The 22454-nt window shown below is 69.9% G+C and carries 19 protein-coding genes; 11 read left to right on the top strand and 8 right to left on the bottom strand.

What is annotated here, in order from left to right; genetic code table 11:
- Window positions 1–73: 73 nt before the first annotated feature.
- The gene (locus G5B46_RS21865; RefSeq protein WP_165262427.1) at window positions 74–763 is read right to left on the bottom strand and encodes an OmpA family protein; all 690 of its coding nucleotides are present in this window, start codon (window positions 761–763) and stop codon (window positions 74–76) included.
- A gap of 168 nt (window positions 764–931) precedes the next feature.
- On the opposite strand from G5B46_RS21865, the gene G5B46_RS21860 reads away from it, so the two are divergent.
- Window positions 932–1867 (top strand): isopenicillin N synthase family oxygenase, encoded by a 936-nt coding sequence (locus G5B46_RS21860; protein ID WP_165262425.1) that lies wholly within the window; start codon window positions 932–934, stop codon window positions 1865–1867.
- 97 nt (window positions 1868–1964) lie between these two features.
- Here the strand turns inward: G5B46_RS21860 and G5B46_RS21855 are convergent, their stop codons facing one another.
- Window positions 1965–3833, bottom strand: a complete 1869-nt coding sequence (locus G5B46_RS21855; protein WP_165262423.1) for a TadE/TadG family type IV pilus assembly protein — start codon at window positions 3831–3833, stop codon at window positions 1965–1967.
- A 216-nt stretch (window positions 3834–4049) separates the two neighbouring features.
- Between G5B46_RS21855 and G5B46_RS21850 the strand changes: the two genes are divergently transcribed.
- Entirely contained in the window at window positions 4050–5405 is a 1356-nt protein-coding gene (locus G5B46_RS21850; protein WP_165262421.1) for a metallophosphoesterase, read from the top strand.
- 41 nt (window positions 5406–5446) lie between these two features.
- A complete protein-coding gene (locus G5B46_RS21845) occupies window positions 5447–5809 on the top strand; it encodes a pentapeptide repeat-containing protein (protein ID WP_165262419.1) in 363 nt (120 codons plus the stop codon).
- Window positions 5810–5812: 3 nt separating this feature from the next.
- Here the strand turns inward: G5B46_RS21845 and glmS are convergent, their stop codons facing one another.
- On the bottom strand, window positions 5813–7633 hold the full coding sequence (gene glmS / locus G5B46_RS21840) for a glutamine--fructose-6-phosphate transaminase (isomerizing) (protein ID WP_165262417.1): 1821 nt from the start codon (window positions 7631–7633) through the stop codon (window positions 5813–5815).
- Window positions 7634–7840: 207 nt separating this feature from the next.
- On the opposite strand from glmS, the gene glmM reads away from it, so the two are divergent.
- Together glmM and G5B46_RS21830 are read left to right on the top strand one after the other, a co-directional pair.
- The gene (glmM, locus tag G5B46_RS21835) at window positions 7841–9187 is read left to right on the top strand and encodes a phosphoglucosamine mutase (RefSeq protein WP_165262415.1); all 1347 of its coding nucleotides are present in this window, start codon (window positions 7841–7843) and stop codon (window positions 9185–9187) included.
- A 170-nt stretch (window positions 9188–9357) separates the two neighbouring features.
- Window positions 9358–9510, top strand: coding sequence for a hypothetical protein (locus tag G5B46_RS21830; protein ID WP_165262413.1), 153 nt, complete (start codon window positions 9358–9360; stop codon window positions 9508–9510).
- A 24-nt stretch (window positions 9511–9534) separates the two neighbouring features.
- Here the strand turns inward: G5B46_RS21830 and G5B46_RS21825 are convergent, their stop codons facing one another.
- The gene (locus G5B46_RS21825; RefSeq protein WP_165262411.1) at window positions 9535–10563 is read right to left on the bottom strand and encodes a LacI family DNA-binding transcriptional regulator; all 1029 of its coding nucleotides are present in this window, start codon (window positions 10561–10563) and stop codon (window positions 9535–9537) included.
- A 119-nt stretch (window positions 10564–10682) separates the two neighbouring features.
- Here G5B46_RS21825 and G5B46_RS21820 point away from each other — a divergent pair, with 119 nt between their 5' ends.
- Window positions 10683–11828, top strand: coding sequence for an acyltransferase (locus tag G5B46_RS21820; RefSeq protein ID WP_165262409.1), 1146 nt, complete (start codon window positions 10683–10685; stop codon window positions 11826–11828).
- A 13-nt stretch (window positions 11829–11841) separates the two neighbouring features.
- Here the strand turns inward: G5B46_RS21820 and G5B46_RS21815 are convergent, their stop codons facing one another.
- Window positions 11842–12981 carry a serine hydrolase domain-containing protein gene (locus tag G5B46_RS21815; RefSeq protein ID WP_165262407.1) on the bottom strand — a complete coding sequence of 380 codons (1140 nt, stop codon included), beginning with the start codon at window positions 12979–12981 and terminating at the stop codon, window positions 11842–11844.
- A gap of 73 nt (window positions 12982–13054) precedes the next feature.
- On the opposite strand from G5B46_RS21815, the gene G5B46_RS21810 reads away from it, so the two are divergent.
- The gene (locus tag G5B46_RS21810; RefSeq protein WP_165262405.1) at window positions 13055–14008 is read left to right on the top strand and encodes a 2-hydroxyacid dehydrogenase; all 954 of its coding nucleotides are present in this window, start codon (window positions 13055–13057) and stop codon (window positions 14006–14008) included.
- Here the strand turns inward: G5B46_RS21810 and G5B46_RS21805 are convergent.
- Both G5B46_RS21805 and ahcY read right to left on the bottom strand, forming a co-directional pair.
- Complete coding sequence (locus tag G5B46_RS21805; RefSeq protein ID WP_165262403.1) at window positions 14005–14853, bottom strand: PfkB family carbohydrate kinase; 849 nt, start codon at window positions 14851–14853, stop codon at window positions 14005–14007. The genes G5B46_RS21810 and G5B46_RS21805 overlap by 4 nt on opposite strands.
- 145 nt (window positions 14854–14998) lie before the next feature.
- Window positions 14999–16390 carry an adenosylhomocysteinase gene (gene ahcY, locus G5B46_RS21800; RefSeq protein WP_165262401.1) on the bottom strand — a complete coding sequence of 464 codons (1392 nt, stop codon included), beginning with the start codon at window positions 16388–16390 and terminating at the stop codon, window positions 14999–15001.
- 199 nt (window positions 16391–16589) lie between these two features.
- Between ahcY and G5B46_RS24595 the strand changes: the two genes are divergently transcribed.
- The 3 genes from G5B46_RS24595 to G5B46_RS21790 all read left to right on the top strand — a co-directional run bounded on the left by G5B46_RS24595 (window position 16590) and on the right by G5B46_RS21790 (window position 19767).
- Entirely contained in the window at window positions 16590–16694 is a 105-nt protein-coding gene (locus G5B46_RS24595; protein WP_058348411.1) for a hypothetical protein, read from the top strand.
- Window positions 16695–16826: 132 nt separating this feature from the next.
- Window positions 16827–18842: an AsmA family protein gene (locus tag G5B46_RS21795; protein WP_240903610.1), complete on the top strand. Its 2016-nt coding sequence runs from the start codon at window positions 16827–16829 to the stop codon at window positions 18840–18842.
- Window positions 18843–18915: 73 nt separating this feature from the next.
- On the top strand, window positions 18916–19767 hold the full coding sequence (locus G5B46_RS21790; protein WP_165262397.1) for an alpha/beta hydrolase: 852 nt from the start codon (window positions 18916–18918) through the stop codon (window positions 19765–19767).
- A 3-nt stretch (window positions 19768–19770) separates the two neighbouring features.
- Here G5B46_RS21790 and G5B46_RS21785 read toward each other — a convergent pair whose 3' ends face one another.
- Window positions 19771–21264, bottom strand: coding sequence for a CHAD domain-containing protein (locus G5B46_RS21785; protein WP_165262395.1), 1494 nt, complete (start codon window positions 21262–21264; stop codon window positions 19771–19773).
- A 107-nt stretch (window positions 21265–21371) separates the two neighbouring features.
- Between G5B46_RS21785 and bioB the strand changes: the two genes are divergently transcribed.
- Window positions 21372–22397 (top strand): biotin synthase BioB, encoded by a 1026-nt coding sequence (bioB, locus tag G5B46_RS21780; RefSeq protein ID WP_165262393.1) that lies wholly within the window; start codon window positions 21372–21374, stop codon window positions 22395–22397.
- The last annotated feature ends 57 nt before the right edge of the window (window positions 22398–22454 follow it).

Here is a 22454-nt window from a genome sequence, read left to right as displayed (position 1 = left end):
GCCCCTGTAAAGCGAAAGGCGGGACGGCTGGTCAAGCCGCCCCGCCCTCCAGAAGGCGATCCTGCCTGGCCGACTACTGGGTCAGCGGGCGCAGGATGATCTCGACCCGGCGGTTCTGGGCGCGGCCCTCGGCGGTGTCGTTGGAGGCGATCGGCTGGCGTTCGCCCTGGCCTGCCACGAAGACGCGGTCGGGCAGCACGCGGCCGGGGCCGGTCAGATAGCTGGCCACCGAGCCGGCGCGACGCTCGGACAGGGCCTGGTTGTAGTCGTCCGGGCCGCTGCTGTCGGCGTGGCCGACCACGTCGATGGTGGTCTGCGGATAGGCGTTCAGGGTGCGGGCCACGTCGTCGAGCACGCGGGTGAACTGCGGCTGCACGTCAGACTTGTCGACCGCGAAGGTCACGTCGCTGGGCATGACCAGCACGATCTGGTCGCCGTTGCGGCGGATCATCACGCCCGAGCCTTCCAGGCTGCGGCGGAAGTCGGCCTGCTGGCGGTCCATGTAGTTGCCGACCGCGCCGCCGGCCAGGGCGCCGATGCCGGCGCCGATCAGCGCGTTCTTGCGGCCCTGCTCGCCCTTGTTGGTGTTGGTCAGGTAGCCCAGCAGGGCGCCGCCCGCCGCGCCGGCCAGGGCGCCGGTGCCGGTGTTGTTGCGCACGGGCATGCCCGTGTAGGGGTCGGTGGTGGTGCAGGCCGTCATCGCGCCAGCGCCGATCAGGAGCGCGCCGAGAGCGGCGGCGCGGAACGCGGTCTTCTTGGTCATCATCACCGGGATCCTGTCGTTGTTCGTGCCGAGAGTAGGCTAAGCTGGGCAAACGCGCCCGTTTATAGTCAAGTTCCGACAAACCAGATGAGCGGGGAATGAACGGCCTTCGTTCCGCCGCCTGTTGGGTGTAGTAAGGCCCGTCTTACTAATCCGCGAAGGCCAACCGTGTCCGCATCCGCCATCGAGCCCATCTCCTTCACCCTCTACAGCAAGGACTTCGCGCGCTTCGCCCAGGAGCTGGGCGCGTCGTTCGAGCGCTATGGCTTCGCTGTGCTGTCGGAGTACGACCTGCCGCAGGACCGCATCGACGCGGCCATCTCCGACACCAAGGCCTTCTTCGCCCTGCCGGTCGAGACCAAGAAGCAGTACGCCGGGGTCAAGGGCGGCGCGCGCGGCTACATCCCGTTCGGGGTCGAGACCGCCAAGGGCGCCACCCACTACGACCTGAAGGAATTCTGGCACATGGGCCGCGACCTGCCGCCCGGCCACCGCTTCCGCGCCACCATGGCCGACAACGTCTGGCCGGCCGAGATCCCGGCCTTCAAGCATGACGTCAGCTGGCTGTACAACGCGCTCGACAGCATGGGCGGCAAGGTGCTGGAGGCGATCGCCACCTACCTGAAGCTCGACCGCGAGTTCTTCAAGCCGACCGTCGAGAACGGCAACTCGGTGCTGCGCCTGCTGCACTATCCGCCGATCCCGCAGGACGCCACCGGCGTGCGCGCCGGCGCCCACGGCGACATCAACACCATCACGCTGCTGCTCGGCGCCGAGGAGGGCGGTCTCGAACTGCTCGACCGCAACGGCGAGTGGCTGCCGATCAACCCGCCGCCGGGCTGCATCGTCATCAACATCGGCGACATGCTCGAGCGCCTGACCAACCACGTCCTGCCCTCGACCATCCACCGCGTGCAGAACCCGCCGCCCGAGCGCCGCCACCTGCCGCGCTACTCGACGCCGTTCTTCCTGCACTTCGCGTCGGACTACGAGATCAAGACCCTGGCCAACTGCGTCACGCCGGAAAATCCGGACCGCTATCCGGAGTCGATCACCGCCGACGAGTTCCTCCAGCAGCGCCTGCGTGAGATCAAGCTGGCCTGATCGGGCCGGCGCTGGATCCAGAACGACGAAGGCCCCGTCCTCGCGGACGGGGCCTTTTTCATGCGCCGCGCCCGGCGGTTGGCTGCTTGGCGGCCCGCTACTTGGCGATCCGCAGGGCCGAGATCTCCTGGGCGATCGACTTGAACGCGGTCTTCAGCTCGCCGCCGGTGGCCGGGAAATAGGCCTGGGTGGTCTTGGTGGCGCAGGCCGTCAGCATCGACTTGGCCGTGGAGTCGACGTCGAAGCCGACCGTGAAGATGATCACGTTCTTGGCCTTGATCTTGGTGCACAGCTCCTTGGCCTGGGCGGTGGCGTCGCCGTTGGTGGCGTTGCAGTTGATGTGGTCGGAGGCCGAGCCGGAGCCGGAGCCGGCGTTGGAGGCGATCACGCCCTTGCAGTAGGGGGTGTTGAAGGCGCCGTCGGTCATCATCACGACGATCTTCATGGTCTCGGCCGTGCCGTAGGCGGCCGGCTTCTGGCCGGCGTTCGGCCACAGATAGCTGAAGTTGGGCGACACCATGTACCAGCCCCAGGCCAGGCCGATCTGGCCCGCCGTCGAGCCGCCGTCCTCCAGCGCCGAGATCTGGTTCTTCAGCAGCGTGCGGTCGGCGCTCAGGGGCGTGATCTTGGGCTCGGGGCAGGGGTTGGACGAGGCCGGATAGTTGCGGCCGACCAGGGCGGTGGTCGGGGCGTCGTCGGTGTAGGCGTAGGTTCCGGTGCGCTCGGTGGCGCAGGTGCTCAGCGCCAGGGTTTTGGCGCTGCCGCTGGCGTTGGTGAAGTTGAGGTTGGCGCAGCTGATGTCGCTGCGCGAGGTGCTCTGGCACGAGCCGGCGCCGTTGGCGCCGGCCGTGGTGGCGGCGTAGGTCGTGCTGGCCGTGGGCGACAGGTTGCTGGTCATGGCCAGGCCCGAGACCGCCGTGATGGTCGGGGTGGCGCTGTTCAGCGCAGTCAGGCCGGTGATGCCGGTCAGCTTCAGCTGGTCGCCAGACTGGAAGACGTGCGAGGCCTTGGTCGTGAAGACGAAGGTGCAGCCCGAGTTCAGGCACTTGTAGACCGAGCCGCCGGTGCCGGCGGTGACCGACGTGCCCGACTGGTTGGCCCCGGTGAACTTGGTGGTCGAGGCCACCGAGGTGACCTTCAGCACCTTGCCGTTCATGCTGCTCTGGTTGGAGCCGAACACCATGGCGTAGTCGTTGACGGCCAGGCCGTGGGCGGCCGAGGTGGTGACCGTCGGCGAGGTCGTGTTGCCGGTGAAGCTCGACACGGTCTTGCTGACGCCGGTGTTCCACGCCGCGGTGGCCAGCGGCGAGTTCGGGATCGCGCCGCGAACGGCGTCGGCGTAGGTGTCGACATTGACGCCCATCGAGTAGGGCACGATGGCGACCTTGGAATAGTAGGGCGTCTGGACGTCCTGCACGACGATGTCCACCAGATCGGTCGCGGCGGTCCTCAGGTCGGTGATGCGGGTGCCGGCCATCGAGCCGGTGATGTCGAGCACCAGGGCGATTTCCAGGTTGTTGGCGGCGCGCACCACCACCGACTGGGCGCCGACGGTCAGCTTGTTCCTGCCGATCAGGCCCAGGATGATCGGGTCGATGGTGACGCTGGCGGTGCCGGTGACCTGCTTGCCGTTGGTCGAGCCGACGAAGTTGGAGCTGGTCGCGGTCTTGCCGAGCTCGGCGACCAGCGCCGCCTGGCCCAGCGCGGTCAGGGTCGCGGTGTCGGTGGCGGTCGAGCGGGCGGCGATCAGGGTGGCCGCGTCCAGGGAGTCCTGCAGGCGCCGGCGCTCGACGCTCATGCGGCTGAGATCGAAGACGCCGAACACCAGCAGACACAGGGGGATCAGGCTGAGCGCCACCCAGACGGCGAGGGCGCCGCGGCGGTCGGATCGAAAGCCGCGCAGGCGCGCTGTGGCGCGGGCGAACGCCTCGCCCATGCGGGCGATGGTGCGGCTGCGGACGATCATTGGCGACGACCCCTGGTTCTTTCGCCGGTCAGCATGGCAGGCGACGGTGAACAGGCGGCAAACGGCGCGAAAATTCGCGTTTCTGGGCGCTGGCGTCGGATGGCGGCCACGGAGGGCTCAGGCGGCGCTGGCCGAACGCCGACCCGCCAAAGGTCGGTTGGCGCCTCGCCTGGAGCGGTCTAGGCAAGGCGCCGATAGGCTGAAGGCGAGGCGGGCATGGACGGTTTCAATCGGCGTACGGTGCTGGGCGGCGCGACCGCGGGCCTGGCGCTCTCGTTGGCCCCGACGGCCTTCGCCGCGACTGGGCGGGCCAAGGTGCTGATGCTGTCGGACCTGCATTCGGCCTATGGCATCACCCCGGCCCTGCTTGCGGCCATGCGCCGCATCGTCCGCCGGGACGCCTCGCCCAGCCTGATCCTGCTCAACGGCGACCTGTTCGAGGCGGGCAACGTGGTGGCCAAGCGCACCGACGGCGCGCTCGACTGGGCCTTTCTGGAAGCTGTCGCCAAGCTGGCGCCGACGGTGATCAACATCGGCAACCACGACGCCGACCTGGTGGAGGACATCGCCGCCGCCGCCGATCGCGCCCGGGCGCTGGGCATCACCGTGATCAGCAACATCGTCGACAAGCGCACCGGCCGGCCGGTGGCCTCCTCGCGGGCCACGCTCGACCTGGGCTTCCCGGTCCACCTGATCGGCTGGGCGACGAACTCGATCGACACCTATCCCAAGGCGATCCGTCCGGATCTCGCTATCCCGGCCCCGACGTCTTGGGCCCAGGCCAACCTGCCGGCCGCGCCGCCGCAGGACGGGATGCTGGTGGTGATGAGCCACGCGGGCCTTCCCGCCGACCGTCCGCTGCTGGCGGGCCTGCCCGAGCGCACCCTGTTCCTGGGCGGCCACAACCACGTGACGGTCGAGCACCGCCAAGGAACCAGCCGCTACGTCCACACCGGCGCCTGGGGCCAGCCGCTGACGGTGGCCACGATCGACCGCGCCCGCAGGGCCGACCCGATCCGCATCTCCCGCGTGGTCGTGGATCCGCACGGTCCGGCCGATCCGGCCCTGGCGCGCCAGGTCAGCGACACCCTCGCCGCGACCCTGACGCCCGAGGAGCGGGCGGTGGTCGCCAAGGTCCCCAAGGCCTTGTCGCTGGGCGACACCGGCCGCCATGTCGCCGGACTGATGGCCAGGGCGGCCGGCGCCGACATCGGCTTCATGGGCCACACCACGCTGGGCATGGGCCTGCCGGCCGGCGACCTTTCCCGCTACGCCTACGACGCGGTGGTGCGCTTCGACGGCAGGATCGTGAAGGCGCAGGTGGACGCCGCCACTCTTGCCGACATCCTCACCCGCACCGACCAGGACCGGGGCTTCCCGTTCGACAAGCTCACCGGCGATTTCGCCTACGCCAGCGGTCCCACACGACCCGACAAGACCCAGCTGACCCTCGTCACCACCGACTGGTGCGCGGGCCGCCAGCACGAATACTTCGGCCGCGAGGACCTGGTGTTCAGCGAGACCGGCCTGAAGGTGAAGCCGTCGATCCTGGCCGGCCTGGCGGCGGGCTGAGCGCGTCTGGACTGAAGTGGCGTCGCTGATACTGTCTCGCCATGGACGCGCAGATCACCGAGAGCCAACTCCTCGCCCGGTATGGGCGGGGAGAGAGAGTGTTCTCGAACCTCGACATCGTCGCCGACGGGTCCGACGCCCTCGAAAGCGCCGTCTTGGACGGTGTCGAGATGCGGGGCTGTTGCCTCGCCGTTTCGCTGCGCGGGACGTCGCTCCGCAGTTCCTGGATGCGCTGCAATCTCAAGACCTGCGACTTCACCGGCGCAGACCTGACGGGGGCCGATTTCCGCGATGCGGCCCTATGCGCAACCACCTTCAAGGGGGCGAAGATGGAAGGCGCACGGTTCGCCGGCGCCTTCTTCCACAGCTACAGTCTCGCTGAGGGCGAGACGCCCGACTGGTAGGCGCTATTCCACCGTCACCGATTTCGCCAGGTTGCGCGGCTGGTCGACGTCCGCGCCCTTGATCACCGCCACGTGGTAGGCCAGCAGCTGGATCGGGGCCGACATCACCAGGGTCGAGACCAGCGGGTCGCTGGCCGGGGCGGTGACCACCACCTTGGCGCCTTCGGGGGCGTGCTTCACGCCTTCGGTGTCGGTGATGAAGATCACCTGGCCGCCGCGCGCCATGACCTCGCTCATGTTCGAGGCCGACTTTTCAAACCAGCTGTCGTGGGGCGCCAGGATGACGATCGGGGTCTTGTCGTCGACCAGGGCGATCGGACCGTGCTTCAGCTCGCCGGCGGCGTAGCCCTCGGCGTGGATGTAGCTGATCTCCTTGAGCTTCAGCGCGCCTTCCAGGGCCAGGGCCGACATGGGGCCTCGGCCCAGGTAGAGCACGTCGCGGGCCTTGGCCACGTCGGCGGCGATCTCCTTGATCGCGCCTTCCAGGCCGATGGCCTCGGCGATCAGGCGCGGGGCTTCCAGCAGCACCTTCACCAGGCGCTGCTCCTCGGCCGCATCGATGGTTCCGCGGGCCTTGGCGGCGGCCACGGCGATGGCGGTCAGCACGCTGACCTGGGCGGTGAAGGCCTTGGTCGAGGCCACGCCGATCTCGGGGCCGCAGTGGATCGGCCAGACCACGTCGACCTCGCGGGCCATGGTCGACTCGGTGGCGTTGACGACCACGGCGCTCTTCATGCCCTTGGCCTTGCAGTAGCGCAGGGCGGCCAGGGTATCGGCGGTCTCGCCCGACTGCGACATGGCCACGACCAGGGCGCCCGGCCGCAGGGCCGGCTGGCGATAGCGGAACTCCGAGGCGATCTCGACGTCGACCGGCAGGTCGGCCAGCTGCTCGATCAGGTACTTGCCGATGACGCCGGCGATGTAGGAGGTGCCGCAGGCGACGATCTGGATGCGCTCGAGCTTGGCCCAGTCGACGTCGCCGGGGATGGCGGTGCGGCTTGTCAGGGCGTCCACATAGGCCGCGATGGTGCGCTGGCACCCCTCGGGCTGGTCGTGGATCTCCTTTTCCATGAAGTGGCGGTACTCGCCCTTCTCCATCATCACGGCGCTGGTCGGAACCACGCGCACGGGGCGGGTCACGGTCGCGCCCGAGGCGTCGAAGATCTTCGCGCCGTCATGGTCGAGGGCCACGTAGTCGCCCTCGTCGAGATAGATCACCCGGTTGGTGAAGGGGCCGACGGCCAGGGCGTCCGAGCCCAGGAACATCTCGCCCTGGCCCTCGCCGACCACCAGCGGGCTGCCGCGGCGGGCGCCCAGCACCAGGTTCTCGAAGCCGTCGATCAGCACGGCCAGCGCATAGGCGCCGGTCAGCCGGTCGAGCGTGGCCTTGAAGGCGTCGATGGGGGCCAGGCCCGTGGCGAGCTCGGCATCGATCAGGTGGGCGATGACCTCGGTGTCGGTGTCGCTCTCGAAGGTGCGGCCGGCGGCGGACAGCTCGGCCTTCAGTTCGGCGAAGTTCTCGATGATGCCGTTGTGCACCAGGGTCACCCGGCCGGCGCTGTGCGGGTGGGCGTTGGCGACATTGGGCGCGCCGTGCGTGGCCCAGCGGGTGTGGCCGATGCCGGTGGTTGCGGTCAGCGGATCGGCGGCCAGAACCTCTTCCAGCGCCTTGATCTTGCCCTTGGCCCGGCGGCGCTGGACGCCGCCGCCGACCACGCCCGCCACGCCGGCGGAGTCGTAGCCGCGATACTCGAGCCGCTTGAGGCTCTCGACCAGACGCTCGGCGACGGGGGCCTTACCGACGATGCCGATGATGCCGCACATGGGACATGATCCTTTGTAGAACGCGCCTGGAGGACTATTGCTACCAGCACGGGATATTTCGAGCGCGGCCTTTAGCACTCGTGCAGGGGGCGGCGACGTAAATCTGCATTTCGGATCGTTTCGCGGTCCGTACGAGACTTCGAAGACGCTCTATATGGGCGTTGCTCCGATTCACACAGCGACCCGACAGCGACGAAGACCATCACCATGAGCAAGCGCGCCTATTTCGGCACCGACGGCATCCGCGGCCAGGCCAACAAGCACCCGATGACCGCCGAAGTCGCCCTGCGCGTCGGCCTGGCGGCCGGCAAGCTGTTCCGCTCGCAGGACGACCGCCGCCACCTGGTGGTGATCGGCAAGGACACCCGCCTGTCGGGCTACATGATCGAGCCGGCCCTGGTGGCGGGCCTGACCAGCGTCGGCATGGACGTGCGGCTGTTCGGCCCGCTGCCGACCCCGGCCGTGGCGATGATGACCCGCTCGATGCGCGCCGACCTCGGCATCATGATCAGCGCCAGCCACAACAACTTCGCCGACAACGGCATCAAGCTGTTCGGCCCCGACGGCTACAAGCTGTCGGACGAGCAGGAGCTGAAGATCGAGGCCCTGATGGACGAGGGCCTGCAGGAAGGCCTGGCGGCCCCGCGCGACCTGGGCCGCGTCAAGCGCATCGACGACGCCCAGGCCCGCTATGTCGAGATCGTCAAGGCGACCTTCCCGCGCCATCTCAGCCTTTCGGGTCTGCGCATCGTCATCGATTGCGCCAACGGCGCGGCCTACAAGGTGGCGCCCACCGCGCTCTACGAGCTGGGCGCCGAGGTCATCAGCCTGGGCGTCACGCCCGACGGCACCAACATCAACGAGGAGTGCGGCTCGACCCATCCCGACGCGATGGCCAAGCTGGTGCGCGAGTATCGCGCCGACATCGGCATCGCGCTGGACGGCGACGCCGACCGCCTGGTGATCTGCGACGAGAAGGGCCTGGTCGTCGACGGCGACCAGATCATGGCCATCATCGCGGCCGCCTTCGCCAAGGCCGGCGCGCTGAAGGGCGGCGGCGTCGTGGCCACGGTGATGTCGAACCTGGGCCTGGAGCGCCAGCTGGGCGGGCTGGGCCTGACCCTGGAGCGCACTTCGGTCGGCGACCGCTACGTGATGCAACGCATGCGCGAGGGCGGCTTCAACGTCGGCGGCGAGCAGTCGGGTCATCTGATCCTGTCGGACTTCTCGACCACGGGCGACGGCTTGATCGCCGCGCTGCAGGTGTTGGCGGTGATGGTCGAGAGCGGCAAGCCGATGAGCGCGCTGGCCCGCCAGTTCGAGCCGGTGCCGCAGCTTCTGGAAAACGTCCGCTTCGCCGGCGGCAAGCCGCTGGAGGCCAAGGCCGTGAAAGAAGCCATCGCCGACGGCGAGGCTCAGCTGAACGGCGCCGGCCGCATCGTCGTCCGCGCCTCGGGCACCGAGCCGCTGATCCGGATCATGGCCGAGGGCGACGATCCGGCCCTGGTGCGCAAGGTGGTCGGCGACATCGCCGCGGCGGTGAAGGCCGTCTGAGGGCGGAAGGTCGAATTTTCCGTGTGGACGCACTAATTTGGGCGAAAAAGCGGCCGAAACCCGCCGAAAAGGCGACGGCTCAGGTTGTGTTTCGTCAGTTTCGTGACATCGTCGTTCCCGTGGTTAACGGCGCGAGCCCCCACAGCGCCGAGCCACGGAGGAAGCCCACGGTGTTCCACACGCATGGTTCGCGGCCCCCTGCCGCGCCCGGCCTTCTGCACAACCGCGAGTTCCGCCGGGCGGTGCTGTTCGGCGGCGCGTTCAGCGGCCTGTTCTGGCTGGCCACGGCCTATGTGGCCGGCCGGTTGCTGCTCAATCTCTGAGACGGCCCGAGGGCGCCCGCCGTATCAGGCCGAGGCGCGCTCCACGACATCGTAGGCTTCGAGCACGTCGGCCGGCGGATTCTCGCCGGGCGGGCGACGCAAGGCCTCCAGCAATAGATCCAGCGCGCGCCCGGTCATGCGGTCGATCGGCTGGCGCACCGTGGTCAGCGGCGGCCAGACCCGCGTCGCCAGAAGGGTGTCGTCGAAGCCGGCCACGGCCAGGTCGCGGGGCAGGGCCAGGCCCTGGCGGTGAGCCACCCACAACGCGCCGGCGGCCATGTCGTCATTGGCCGCGACGATGGCGTCGGGCGGCGTCGGCAGCGCCAGCAGCCGCTCGCTCGCCGCCAGGCCGGACTCGAAGGTGAAGCGGCCCTCGACCACCAGCTCGTCCGGCAGGGAAAGTCCGTGCGCCGCCAGCGCCTGGCGGCAGCCCTCCAGGCGTTCGATGCTGTCGGAATGGTCCTGCGGCCCGGCGATGACGGCGATGCGTCGCCGGCCCTTGGCGGCCAGCCGCTCGGTGATCGCGCAGGAGGCGGCCCGGTTGTCGATGCGCACGGTGATCATGTCGGGCAAGGGCGCGGCGGTGGCGATCGAGGCGGTCGCCAGGCCCAGGGCCGCGAAGCCGGCCGAACCGCTCAGCACCGTGTCGAACGGCGGCAGCAGCAGCAGGGCGTCGGCGCCGGACCGCTGCAGCGAGCGCGCCGTCTCCAGGGCCTCGTGGGGCGAGGCGGCCTTGCGGGTGATCAGCTGCAGGCCGCGCTCGGCGCTGGCCACGGCGGCGGCGGCCAGCACGGCGTGGATGAACATGCTGTCGACCCCGGCATAGAGCAGGCCCACCCTCGCCGGCGCCGCGCCGACCAGCCGCCGCGCGGCCGAGCTCGGCACGTAGCCCAGGGCGGCGATGGCGGCCATCACCCGATCCCGGGTTTCGGTCGAGAACTTGCCCGTGCCGTTGAAGACGTTCGACACGGTCATGGCCGAGACGCCGGCCCTTTCCGCCACGTCCCTGATCGTCACCCTGGCCCGCTCGCGGGGGCGCCTCGCGCGCTGCATGGTCGTCGGATCCCGGAGGGTTGAAGGGCCCGTGAAGGGCGCTCCGAAAGGGGGTTGTGATTTAACGATAAACCTCGCAACCCTTCGGCGCGACTCTCAAATCCAGTGAAGCTTGGCCCATGACCTCTTCCGCCGCCGCGACCTCGACGGACGCCACCGCGCCCGCCAAAGGCCACTATGTCATCCTCGACGGCCTGCGGGGCGTTGCGGCCCTGATGGTGGTCGTCTTCCACCTGTTCGAGGCCTATTCCGGCGGCAGCCCGCACAAGCAGATCATCAACCACGGCTACTTGGCGGTGGATTTCTTCTTCCTGCTGTCGGGCTTCGTGGTGGCCTACGCCTATGACGACCGCTGGGGCGGCATGACCCAGTGGCAGTTCTACAAGCGGCGCCTGGTGCGCCTGCAGCCGATGATCATCGTCGGCGGCCTGATCGGCGCGGCCCTGCTGGGCCTGCAGCACTGGTCGCTGTTCCCCAAGCTCGAGGCCGTCACGGTCTGGCAGGTGATCGGGGTTATGCTGCTGGGCGCCCTGATGATCCCCATGACCCCGTCGGCCGAGATCCGCGGCTGGGGCGAGATCTATCCGCTGAACGGCCCGCAATGGTCGCTGTTCTACGAGTACGTCGCCAACATCCTCTACGCCGTCGGCCTGCGGAAGCTGCCCATCCGCTGGCTGGGCGCGCTGGTGGCGGTCTCGGCCCTGGCCCTGGTCGGCCTTCTGGTGCTGGGTCCGCGCGGCGACGTCATCGGCGGCTGGGCGCTGAACGCCAGCGGCGTTCACATCGGCCTGACCCGGGTGATGTTCCCGTTCTTCGCCGGCGTGCTGCTGATGCGCCTGGGCAAGCGGATCAAGGTCCGCCACGGCTTTGCGGTGTGCAGCGTGCTGCTGATCGCGGCTCTGTCGCTGCCGCGCTTCGGCGGCCCTGAGCGGCTGTGGGTCAACGGCCTGTACGAGGCCGCCTGCGTGATCCTGCTGTTCCCACTCATCGTGGCCATCGGCGCCGGCGAGAAGGACGTCGACGGCCCCAGCCTGCGGATCGCCCGCTTCTTCGGCGACCTGTCCTACCCGCTCTACATCACCCACTATCCGCTGATCTACATCTACACCGGCTGGGTCGTGGACAAGAAGATCCCCGCCGCCCAGGGCGCGCTGGTCGGGGCGGGGGTGTTCGTGGCGGCGGTGGCGATCGCCTGGGCCTGCCTCAAGCTCTATGACGAGCCGGCGCGCCGCTGGCTGGCCGGCAAGCTGCTGCGGCGGGCCTGACCCGGGGCCTGGTCTAGAGGCTGGCGTAGGCCGCCTTGATCAGGCCGACCGCGCGCGGGTCGCCGATCAGTTCGTTGCCCTGGCGGTTCATCACGTACGAGCCCGAGACGCCGGTCTTCGGATCGGCGAAGGCGCACGATCCGCCCCAGCCCGAATGGCCGAAGGCGTCGGCCGTGGGGCCGTAGAAGAAGTTGGGCGTGTTGCGCATGAAGCCCGCGCCCCAGCTGATCTGGTAGGGCAGCACCAGGTCCTGGCCGGCGATGCGCTCGGCCCGGGCCAGCTCCATGGTCTCGGGCGAGAGGATCTTCACGCCGTCCAGCGTGCCGCCGCTGGCCAGGGCGCCCATCAGGCGGGCCAGCGAATGGGCGGTGGCGTGGCCATTGGCCGAAGGGATCCCGGCCCGCCGCCATTCACCGGTGCCGCGGCCGCCGGGCGCGGCCCACTTGGTCATGAAGGCGGCCTTCACCGCGTCGTTGATCTCGCCGAACTTCGGGAAGGCGGTCGGGCGCATCAGGTCGGCGCAGCGCGCATGCTCGCTGTCGGGCAGGCCGATCCAGATGTCCAGGCCCAGCGGCTGGGCCAGGTCCTCGCGCAGCGCGGTTCCCATGCTCCGACCGTCGACGCGACGGAAGATCTCGCCGGCCGTGAAGCCGAAGGTCACCGGGTGGTAGCCGCTGGCCGAGCCGATCGGCCACAGCGGGGCCATGGCGGCGAGTTTCGCGGTCGTCGCCTCCCAGTCGAACCAGATGGCCGGGTCGACCTCGTGGAGGAAGCCCGACAGGCCGTCCTGGTGCGACATCACCTGGCCGACGGTGACGTCCTGCTTGCCGGCCTGCGCGAACTCCGGCCAGACCGAAGCCACGGTCTGGTCATAGGTAAGCTTGCCCTGGTCGACGAGACGCGCGACCAGCAGGGCGGCGATCGCCTTGGTGGTCGAGAACAGCGGGGTCAGGGTGTCGGGGCCGAAGGCGACCTGATGCTTGCGGTCCGCATAGCCGGCCATCAGGTCGACCACGACCTCGCCGTCCACGGCCAGGGTGAAGCGCGCGCCAAGCTCGCCGCCGCCCGGCGAGGCCGGATCGAAATTGGCCTCGAAGGCTTCGTAGACCTGGGCGAACGGGGCGGGGCAGACGCCGGTGATGTCGAGGCTCATGAAGTTTCGTCTAGCCCGCCGGGCCGGGGTTTGTCATCCGAAGGACAGTGCAACGCGTAACCGGAGCCCACCGATGAAGCCCGACGTCCTGCAGCTCAAGGCCTTGTCGCCCCAGCTCGAAGCCGGCCTGGAGGCGGCCTATACGGTTCACCGCCCCTATCGCGCCGCCGATCCGGACGCCTTGATCGGCCAGGTCGCGGACCAGGTGCGCGCGGTGGTCACCGGCGGCGACCTGGGCGTGCCCGCCGCGCTGTGGGATCGCCTGCCGGCCCTGGAGATCGTCGCCGTGCACGGCGTCGGCCTCGACAAGGTCGACCTCGACCTCGCCGCCGCGCGCGGGATCGCCGTGACCACGACGCCGGGCGTGCTCACCGAAGACGTCGCCGAACTGGCCATCGGGCTATGGTTGTCGCTGTCGCGCCGGATGGTCACGGCCGACCGCTACGTGCGCGAAGGCCGCTGGCCCAGGGCTGAGCGCCTGCCCCTGGCGCGGCGGGCGAGCGGACGCAAGGTGGGGGTCCTGGGCCTGGGCCAGATCGGCCGGGCGATCGCGCAGATGGCCGCCCCCTTCGCGGCGAGCATCGCCTATCACAGCCGCCGGCCGGTGGAGGGCGTTGCCTACGCCTACCATGCCAGCCCGGAGGCCTTGGCCGAGGCGGTCGACGTGCTGTTCCTGGTCACGCCCGGCGGCGCGGGGACCCCGCCCCTGGTCGACGCGGCGGTGCTGGCGGCGCTGGGGCCAGGCGGCCTGTTGATCAATGTCGCGCGCGGCTCGGTGGTCGACGAAGCGGCCCTGGTCGCGGCGTTGACCGACGGGACGATCGCCGGCGCGGGTCTCGACGTGTTCGAGGACGAGCCGAACGTGCCCGAGGCGCTGTGGTCCATGGAGAATGTGGTGCTGCAGCCGCACCGGGGCAGCGCCACGGAAGAGGCCCGCAGCGCGATGGCCGCGCTGGTTCTGGAGAACTTGGCGAAGCATTTCGGCGGGAATGACGGGAATACGGAGAAGGGCCGCGAGGGCCCTTAAGCCAGCCGCTCGATCCGCACGGTCGGCGAGGTCTGCTTGATGCGGGCGGCCATGGCCACGATCGGCAGTTCCGGCGCGTTCCAGATGTTGGCGGCGGTCACCGTCTCGGCGACGCCGCCGACGGCGCGGGCCAGGCCGTAGGACAGGGTCTGGCCTTCCAGGATCGAGGCGGCGAACAGGGCGGTCAGAAGGTCGCCGGTGCCGCTGGGCGAGCGCTCGGCCTTGGCGTGGGCGGCCAGCCAGGCCTCCTTGCGGTCGGCGTAGACGACGCCGATCTCGCTTCCGCGCTGCACCGACGAGACGATCACCGGCTTGTTCAGCAGGCGGGCGGCGCGCACCGCGCCGGCCGGATCGCGCACCTCCGCGCCGGTCAGGCGCTGCAGCTCCCAGGCGTTGGGAGCGACGATGTCGGCGCGGGGGATCAGGTCGGCGGCGATGGCGTCGGCGACCTCGGCCGGCACGTAGAGGCCCTTGCCGGCGTCGCCCATGGTCGGATCGACGATGATCGTCGGCTTGCGGCCCGAGGCGCCGTCGCGCGGCGCGGCCCGGACGGCGTCGATGGCGCGGGCGGCCGCGCGCACCTGGGCGGCGGTGGCGAAGTAGCCGGTGATGACCAGGTCGGCCAGGCCGAACAGGCCGTTGGCCTCCAGGCCGTCGAGCATGCCCTCGACCACCTCGATCGGCACCGGCGCGCCGCCGGGCACGCCCCAGCCGGGATGGCGGCCGAACAGCACCGTCGGCACGACCATGGTGTCGATGCGGAACTGGGTCAGGGCCGCGGCCTGGGCGGTGGCGCCCACCTGGCTGCCGGCGACGTGGCTGGAAATGAGAAGCGCGAGCGGCATGGCCAAAGCAGTTAGCCGAGCCTGCAGAACTTGAACAGGGCGTCACGAAGGCAAAAAGACGACCGCCTGTCCGATGGTCGATCCGCAACAAAAAAGCCCGCTCCGAAGAGCGGGCTTTCCTTGGATCTGCCGGTTGGCGGACCGCTTAGTAGCGGTAGTGGTCCGGCTTGAACGGGCCGGCTTCCGGCACGCCGATGTAGTCGGCCTGTTCCTTGTTCAGCTTCGACAGCTTCGCGCCGAGCTTTTCGAGGTGCAGGAAGGCGACCTTCTCGTCGAGGTGCTTGGGCAGGGTGTAGACGTCGTTCTTGTAGGCGGCCTTGTTGGTCCACAGTTCGATCTGGGCCAGGGTCTGGTTGGTGAACGAGGCCGACATCACGAACGAGGGGTGGCCGGTGGCGTTGCCCAGGTTCACGAGGCGCCCTTCCGACAGCAGGATGATCTTCTTGCCGTCCGGGAATTCCACGTGGTGGACCTGCGGCTTGATCTCGTCCCACTTGAAGTTGCGCAGGCCGGCGACCTGGATCTCGCTGTCGAAGTGGCCGATGTTGCAGACGATAGCGTTGTTCTTCATCCGGCGCATGTGGTCGACGGTGATGACGTCCTTGTTGCCGGTCGCCGTGACGTAGATGTCGGCCTTGTCGGCGACGTCGTCGAGGGTCTGGACCTCGTAGCCTTCCATCGCCGCCTGCAGGGCGCAGATCGGGTCGATTTCGGTGACGATCACGCGGGCGCCGCCTTGGCGCAGGCTGGCGGCCGAGCCCTTGCCCACGTCGCCGTAGCCGCAGACCACGGCGACCTTGCCCGACAGCATCACGTCGGTGCCGCGACGGATGGCGTCGACCAGGCTTTCACGGCAGCCGTACAGGTTGTCGAACTTGCTCTTGGTGACGCTGTCGTTGACGTTGATGGCCGGGAACGGCAGGTCGCCCTTGGCGGCCATCTGGTACAGGCGGTGCACGCCCGTGGTGGTCTCTTCAGAGACGCCGCCGATGGCGTCGCGGATGGCGGTGTAGAAGCCCGGCTTTTCGGCCAGGTAGCGCTTCATGACGGTGAAGAGGGCTTCTTCTTCCTCGTTCTGCGGGTTGTTGAGGATCGTCGGATCCTTCTCGGCCTTCGGGCCGAGCACGCACAGCAGGGTGGCGTCGCCGCCGTCGTCGAGGATCAGGTTCGGGTAGCCGCCGTCGTGCCACTCGAAGATCTTGTGGGCGTATTCCCAGTACTCGACCAGGTTCTCGCCCTTGAAGGCGAAGACCGGGATGCCGGCGGCGGCGATGGCGGCCGCGGCGTGGTCCTGGGTCGAGAAGATGTTGCACGAGGCCCAGCGGACCTCGGCGCCCAGGGCCGTCAGGGTCTCGATCAGCACGCCGGTCTGGATCGTCATGTGCAGGCTGCCGGCGATGCGGGCGCCCTTCAGAACCTGGGCGGGGCCGTACTCGGCGCGCGTGGCCATCAGGCCCGGCATTTCGGTCTCGGCGATGGCGAGTTCCTTGCGGCCGAAGTCGGCGAGCGAGATGTCCTTGACGATGTAGTCGGCCACGGGCGGCTCCTGATCGGGGGAAATGTCTTGGCCGCGTTATAGCGCGGGCGGCGGAGAGTGGCAAACTGACATAAAGATTTCCTTATGTCCGTGCGCCAGTGAATTGGGCAGAAAGCAATACGCCTGACGGGAGAACTGGCGTGACCCTTGCGGACAAGGGCGGCTCTAGTGCCAAAGTGGGATGTGGGGGAATATCAACATGCGTTCGCCGAGCCGGCCTTTCTTCAAGGCCTATGAAGTCGTGGCCATCGTGGCCTTCGTGATCGTCGCCGCCGTCGTGGGCAGCCTGAAACTCGTCTACTAGACCGGCCCGTCGGACCGTCCAGGGAACGGAACGCCGTTCGCCGCGCGTTGTAGGCGGATGCCGGAAGGTTCCGTTTCGACATCGCCGCCGCCGAGCAGCCCCGGGCGCAAGCCCGGAGGCCGCTGGCGCGCCTTGCCCCGATCCGCCCGCTGGGGGATCGGCGGCGCCCTGCTGATCCTGGCGGCGATCGTCGCCTTCTTCGTCTGGTTCGACTGGAACATGCTGCGCGGGCCTGTCGGCCGCTTCGCCTCGGCCCAGCTGAAGCGCGAGGTGCGGATCGACGGCGACTTGCGCGTCCATCCCTGGTCGTTCTCGCCCAAGGCCGAGGCCTACGGCCTGTTCCTGGGTCAGCCCGACTGGGCGCCCAAGACCGGTCCGCAGGCCGGCCACATGGCCCGCGTCGATCGCGTGGCGGTGCAGATCAAGCTGCTGCCGCTGCTGAAGGGCGACGTCATCCTGCCGCTGGTGGCGGTCGACCGTCCCGACGTGCGCCTGCTGCGCGAGGCTTCGGGCCGCGCCAACTGGACCTTCGGCGACCCGAACAAGAAGCGCACCAAGCCATTGAAGTTGCCGGCCATCCAGCACTTCGTGATCAATGAAGGCGCCCTGCGGGTCGAGGATCGCCAGCGCGACGTGCTGTTCACCGGCACGGTCAGCTCCAACGAGCACGCCAGCGGCGACGGCAAGGGTCGTTTCGTGCTGGAGGGCAAGGGGACCTACAACCGCCAGCCGTTCCTGGCGCGGGTGACCGGCGGCCCGCTGCTGAACATCTCGCCCAATCGTCCCTATCCGTTCGATGCGCAGGTCAGCGCCGGGACCACGCGGGTCTCGGCCGAGGGTTCGATCACCAAGCCCTTCGACCTGGGCCGGTTCGAGAGCGACCTGACCATCGCGGGGACCGACCTGAACCGCCTCTACGGCCTGACCGGCCTGACCCTGCCCAACACCCCGCCCTACCGGATCAGCGGCCACCTGGCGCGCAAGGGCGGCCGGTTCGACTTCGAGAAGTTCTCGGGCCGCATCGGCGACAGCGACGTCAACGGCGACCTCTTCGTGCTGGTCGATCGCGAGCGGCCCTATCTGGAGGCCGATCTGCGCTCCAAGCGCCTGGATTTCGACGATCTGGGCAGCCTGGTCGGCGCCGCGCCCGCCACGGGTCGCGGCGAGACCGCCTCGGCCGGCCAGAAGGTCGAGGCCGGCCAGCGCGAGGCCACCGGCCGCATCCTGCCCGACGCCACCCTGCAGACCGACCGCGTGCGGGCCATGGACGCCAAGGTCACCTACCGCGCCCTGGCGGTGAACGCCCCCAACCTGCCCCTGCAGAAGGTTCGCCTGGACCTGACGCTGGACAAGGGCGTGCTGAACATGGACCCGATCGCCTTCACCTTCTCGCGCGGCGACCTGGCCGGCAAGGTGCGGCTCGACGCGCGGCCCAACGTGCCGGTCACCGATCTCGACCTGCGCCTGACCAACGCCAAGCTGGAGGATTTCATCCCGCTGAAGACGGCCGGCAAGCCCGCCATCGAGGGCGGCATCGTGGCCCGGGCCAAGCTGCGCGGGGTCGGCAATTCGGTGCATCGGGCGGCGGCCTCGTCGAACGGCACGGTGACCCTGGTCGCGCCCAAGGGCCAGGTGCGCCAGGCCTTCGCCGAACTCCTGGGCGTCAACGCCTCCAAGGGCCTGCTGATGCTGCTGTCGAAGGACCCCAAGGAGACCAGCCTGCGCTGCGCCGTCGCCAGCTTCGACGTGAAGGACGGCGTCATGCGAGCCGACAAGATCATCGCCGACACCGGCGTCGTCGTCGCCAAGGGCGAGGGCACGATCAACCTGAAGACCGAGCGGCTGGACCTGCGCATCGAGGGCGACAGCAAGAAGCCGCGCCTGGTGCGGCTGTTCATCCCGATCGAGATCAAGGGTCCGCTGGGCCGGCCCGACATCGACCTGCAGCCCGGCGGCGCCATCGCCCAGGGCGGCGTGGCCGCGGCGCTGGGCTCGTTGCTCAGCCCGCTGGCGGCGATCCTGCCGTTCGTCACGCCCGGCCTGGAGAAGGACGCCGACTGCGCCGGCCTGGTGGCCGAGGCGCGCGGCGAGGGGGTGGCGGTGCGCACCACCCAGACCACCCAGGCGGCGCCGAAGAAGGGCAAGTAGCCCCGGCGCGCTTTTGGGTGGCGCCGCCGGCGTCCTCGCTCCAGAGTTTACGGGCTGGACGAGGAGGGCGCGGATGAGGCTTTGCGCGAAGGTCGCGACGATCGCGGGCCTGCTGGTCGCGGGCTGGGCCCCGGCGGCGGGCGCGCAGGTCCAGCCCGCGACGCCCCGGATCGAAACCTACAAGACGCTCGGCGACGTCTCGCTGAAGGCCCACGTGTTCGCGCCGGCCGGCGATGCGGCCGCGCCGCGTCCGGCGGCGCTGATCTTCCACGGCGGCGGCTGGGTGGCGGGCGAGCCGGCCTGGACCTACGGCGCGGCCAGGGTGCTGAACGGCCAGGGCCTGGTGGCCATCCCCATCGAGTACCGCCTGTCGCGCCAGGGCGTCACGCCCGCCGATGCGCTGGCCGACGCCTGCGATGCGTTCGCCTGGGCGCGGGCCAACGCCGCCCGTCTGGGGATCGATCCGGCGCGGGTGGCCGGCTACGGCGTCAGCGCGGGCGGCCAGCTGGTGGCGACGGCCGGCCTGGGCGGTTGTCCGGGCGGGACCAAGGGCCCTGACCTGATGCTGCTGTGGTCGCCGGCGCTCGACCTGGCCAGGGACGGCTGGTTCCGCAAGCTGATGGGCGGGGCCGATCCGTCCTCGATCTCACCCGTGTCGCTGGCCGCGCGGGGCGGTCCGCCGGCCGCGATCGTGCAGGGCGCGGCCGACACCCTGACCCCGCTCCGCGGGGCGGAGGCCTTCTGCGCGGGCCTGAAGGCCGCCGGCGGCCCGTGCGAGCTGCACGTCTATCCGGGCCTGGGCCACCTGCTGACGCGAAACCTGAAGAACCAGGAGAGCGATTTCGACATCGATCCCGAGGCCGACCGCGACGGCGACGCGCGGCTCAACGCCTTCCTGGCGGCGCGGGGTTACGGGCGGCCGTAGGGCTCACCAGAACGGCTTGAGATCGTTCAGTTCGGCCAGGGCCGCCTTGGCGTCGCGCATCAGCCGGTCGGTGGCGTCCGGCGAGGTCGACAGGGCGCCCGCGGCGTAGGCGGCCTTGGGGTCGCCGTCGGCCAGGGCCGCCTGGCGCGCCAGGGCGGCGCCCAGCGCGTGGTCGTTGAGGCCGCCCAGGGCGTCCTGCAGGTCGCGGGTCGCGGCCGACCAGCGCTCCAGCCGCTTGGGGTGGTCGGGGAACAGCGGCGCCAGGGCGTCGATGGCGTAGCGCAGGCCCTTGCCCTGGATCCGCAGGCGGTGGCGGGCCTCGGCGTCCAGCGCCTCCAGGTCCGCGCCGCGTGTCAGCACCGCCTTGGACAGCTTTTTCAGCCGCGCGGCGGCGAACGCCTTGGCGGGCGCGCCGCGGTCCTCGACCCGTTCGGGATCGGCCAGCCAGTCGCCGGCTTCCAGCCAGGCGGCGATGTCGAGCGCCAGCGGGCCGAAGCGCCCGGGCGCGGCGGCCTTCAGGGCGTCGGCATAGGCGCGCTGCTGGGCCTCGACCAGCGCCTTGCCCAGGGCGGCCAGGCCTTCGACCGGCTGCGGATCGGCCTCGGCGGCCGGGCGCCAGGTCTCGGCGACATAGACGTCGAGATCGCGGGCCGGCCCCAGGGCGTCGGCGAGGGCCTTGAGCGCATCGGCCGCCGGCGTGGCCGCCAGCTTGCCGGTGACGGGGCGGAACAGTTTCAGCAGGGCGCGCAGGCGGCGGGCGGCCACGCGCAGATTGTGCAGCGCGTCAGGGCCAGGCAGGTCGGCCAGGGCCTCGGCGGCGACGCACAGGCGGCCCAGCGCGGTGTTGCCCAGGGCCTGGAACGCCTCGGCGGCGGTCATGCCCTTTGTCAGGACGGCGGCCTCGCGGCGGGCGCCGGGCGCTTCGCCCAGAGCCAGGGCGTAACCGCGCTCGGCCTTGCTGACCAGCGACAGGCGCAGCGGCGCGTGGGTCATCAGGTCGCGCGCCAGGTCGAACAGGGCGGCCGGCTCGCCGGTCTTCAGCTCCAGTTCCAGTTCGCTGACGGCGGCGCGGTCGGTTCCGGCCTGCAGCTCGCCGCGGTCCAGCGCCGCCTCGATCACCGCCCCGGCGTGCTCGACCAGCCGCAGGGTGCGCTCGACCTTGGCGGCGAAGACCGGGGCCAGCACGTCGCCGTTGACGATGCGGCCGGCCGGGGTCTGGTCCAGCAGGTCGCGATCGGGGCCGGGGCCGCTGACCGGGGCCTCCCACTCGCCGCGCGAAAAGACGCCGCCGGCCGAGGCCGATTTCAGGGTCTGCTTGCGGCCGCCGTCGCCGTCGCGCACCCGCAGGCCGAAGCCCGCCCGGCGCAGGGCGTGATCGGCCGTGTCGTAATAGGTGGCGTCGAGCCGGCGCACCGCGCCGTCGGCCCCCAGGCGGGCCAGGATCGCGTCGGAAGCCTCCGGGGCGATCAGGAACTTCAGTTCGATTTCGCGATCCATGATCCGACTATAACCACCTTGCAGGCGTTTGGCTTCCGCAACGCAACATCGTGCGGATGCGCGGGCCGTCTTGCCATTCGGATCGCCCAAGTTCAAACCTGCGCGCCATGACGCCGATCAACATCTCCGCACAGCCCCGCCACGACTGGACCCTCCAGGAGGTCGAAGCGCTGTTCGCCCTGCCGTTCATGGAGCTGGTGTTCGAGGCCGCGCGCGTGCACCGCGCCTGGTTCGACCCCTCCGAGATGCAGCTGTCGCAACTGCTGTCGGTCAAGACCGGCGGCTGTGCCGAGAACTGCGGCTACTGCAGCCAGAGCGCCCACTTCAAGACCGGCCTGAAGGCCGAGAAGCTGATGGAGCCGGCGGTGGTCATCGCCAAGGCCAAGGCCGCCCGGGCCGGCGGCGCCCAGCGCTTCTGCATGGGCGCGGCCTGGCGCGAGCTGAAGGATCGCGACCTGCCCAAGCTGGCCGAGATGATCGGCGGGGTCAAAGCGCTGGGCATGGAGACCTGCGCGACGCTGGGCATGCTGACCGCCGAGCAGGCCAAGCAGCTGAAGGACGCCGGCCTGGACTACTATAACCACAACCTCGACACCGGCCCGGACTACTACAAGGACGTGGTGACGACCCGCACCTACCAGGAGCGCCTCGACACCCTGGCCTATGTCCGCGACGCGGGCATGAGCACCTGCTGCGGCGGCATCGTCGGCATGGGCGAGACCCGCCGCGACCGCGCCGGCCTGCTGCACCAGCTGGCCACCCTGCCGTCGCATCCCGACAGCCTGCCGATCAACGGCCTGGTGCCGATCAGCGGCACGCCGCTGGGCGACCAGATCCTGGCGGAAGGCGAGAAGGCGATCGACTCCATCGAGTTCGTGCGCACCATCGCCGTGGCCCGCCTCGTCTGCCCGAAGGCCATGGTCCGCCTGTCGGCCGGCCGCGAGGGCATGAACCGCGAACTGCAGGCCTTGTGCTTCATGGCCGGCGCCAACTCGATCTTCGTCGGCGGCAAGCTCCTGACCACGCCGCTGCCTGACATGGACGACGACAGCCGCCTGTTCCACGACCTCGACCTCAAGCCGATGGTCATGGTGAAGGCGGAAGTGGCTCCGGAGGCGGTTCCGGCCGAGTAAGGCTCGCCGTTTCTGGACGAAATTTAATGAAGGCGGGCCGCGTGGCTCGCTTGTCCC

This window comes from Caulobacter sp. 602-2, assembly GCF_011043625.1.
Taxonomy (GTDB): domain Bacteria; phylum Pseudomonadota; class Alphaproteobacteria; order Caulobacterales; family Caulobacteraceae; genus Caulobacter.
The sequence above is the reverse complement of the archived record's forward strand: the minus strand, read 5'-3'. Positions and strand labels throughout refer to the sequence as shown.

Excerpts from the sequence above, each read along its gene's own strand:
- G5B46_RS21865 (WP_165262427.1), bottom strand. The coding sequence starts at position 763 with ATGACCAAGAAGACCGCGTTCCGCGCCGCCGCTCTCGGCGCGCTCCTG.
- G5B46_RS21855 (WP_165262423.1), bottom strand. The coding sequence starts at position 3,833 with ATGATCGTCCGCAGCCGCACCATCGCCCGCATGGGCGAGGCGTTCGCC.
- G5B46_RS21850 (WP_165262421.1), top strand. The coding sequence starts at position 4,050 with ATGGACGGTTTCAATCGGCGTACGGTGCTGGGCGGCGCGACCGCGGGC.
- G5B46_RS21845 (WP_165262419.1), top strand. The coding sequence starts at position 5,447 with ATGGACGCGCAGATCACCGAGAGCCAACTCCTCGCCCGGTATGGGCGG.
- glmS (WP_165262417.1), bottom strand. The coding sequence starts at position 7,633 with ATGTGCGGCATCATCGGCATCGTCGGTAAGGCCCCCGTCGCCGAGCGT.
- glmM (WP_165262415.1), top strand. The coding sequence starts at position 7,841 with ATGAGCAAGCGCGCCTATTTCGGCACCGACGGCATCCGCGGCCAGGCC.
- G5B46_RS21825 (WP_165262411.1), bottom strand. The coding sequence starts at position 10,563 with ATGCAGCGCGCGAGGCGCCCCCGCGAGCGGGCCAGGGTGACGATCAGG.
- G5B46_RS21820 (WP_165262409.1), top strand. The coding sequence starts at position 10,683 with ATGACCTCTTCCGCCGCCGCGACCTCGACGGACGCCACCGCGCCCGCC.
- G5B46_RS21815 (WP_165262407.1), bottom strand. The coding sequence starts at position 12,981 with ATGAGCCTCGACATCACCGGCGTCTGCCCCGCCCCGTTCGCCCAGGTC.
- G5B46_RS21810 (WP_165262405.1), top strand. The coding sequence starts at position 13,055 with ATGAAGCCCGACGTCCTGCAGCTCAAGGCCTTGTCGCCCCAGCTCGAA.
- G5B46_RS21805 (WP_165262403.1), bottom strand. The coding sequence starts at position 14,853 with ATGCCGCTCGCGCTTCTCATTTCCAGCCACGTCGCCGGCAGCCAGGTG.
- G5B46_RS24595 (WP_058348411.1), top strand. The coding sequence starts at position 16,590 with ATGCGTTCGCCGAGCCGGCCTTTCTTCAAGGCCTATGAAGTCGTGGCC.
- G5B46_RS21790 (WP_165262397.1), top strand. The coding sequence starts at position 18,916 with ATGAGGCTTTGCGCGAAGGTCGCGACGATCGCGGGCCTGCTGGTCGCG.
- G5B46_RS21785 (WP_165262395.1), bottom strand. The coding sequence starts at position 21,264 with ATGGATCGCGAAATCGAACTGAAGTTCCTGATCGCCCCGGAGGCTTCC.
- bioB (WP_165262393.1), top strand. The coding sequence starts at position 21,372 with ATGACGCCGATCAACATCTCCGCACAGCCCCGCCACGACTGGACCCTC.